This window comes from Shigella sp. FC1967 (genome assembly GCF_001743005.1).
In the GTDB taxonomy this organism is placed as follows: Bacteria; Pseudomonadota; Gammaproteobacteria; order Enterobacterales; family Enterobacteriaceae; genus Proteus.
In genome coordinates this window covers 1-285 of sequence record NZ_MIIZ01000136.1, presented here as the reverse complement: position 1 = coordinate 285, position 285 = coordinate 1, and the positions used below count along the sequence as shown (strand labels likewise).

General features: G+C 48.4%; 1 protein-coding gene and 1 pseudogene. Both read left to right on the top strand.

The window, feature by feature from the left end; all coding sequences use genetic code 11:
• Positions 1-162, top strand: a 162-nt coding sequence (gene rplV, locus BHE89_RS01280) for a 50S ribosomal protein L22 (protein WP_128860271.1), incomplete at its 5' end; no start/stop codon positions are given.
• Positions 163-179: 17 nt separating this feature from the next.
• A pseudogene (locus BHE89_RS01275) lies at positions 180-285 on the top strand (30S ribosomal protein S3); the annotation flags it as partial.

Genomic DNA, 285 nt, shown 5'->3' with positions numbered 1-285 from the left:
GCAGAACACAACGATGGCGCTGACATTGATGATCTGAAAGTAGCTAAGATCTTTGTTGACGAAGGTCCTTCTATGAAGCGCATTATGCCTCGTGCAAAAGGCCGTGCAGATCGTATTCTGAAGCGCACCAGCCACATCACTGTGGTTGTGTCTGATCGCTGAGACTCTGGAGACTAGCAATGGGTCAAAAAGTACATCCTAATGGTATCCGCCTTGGCATTGTCAAGCCTTGGAATTCCACATGGTATGCGGGTACCAATGAATTCGCTGACAACCTAGACAGCG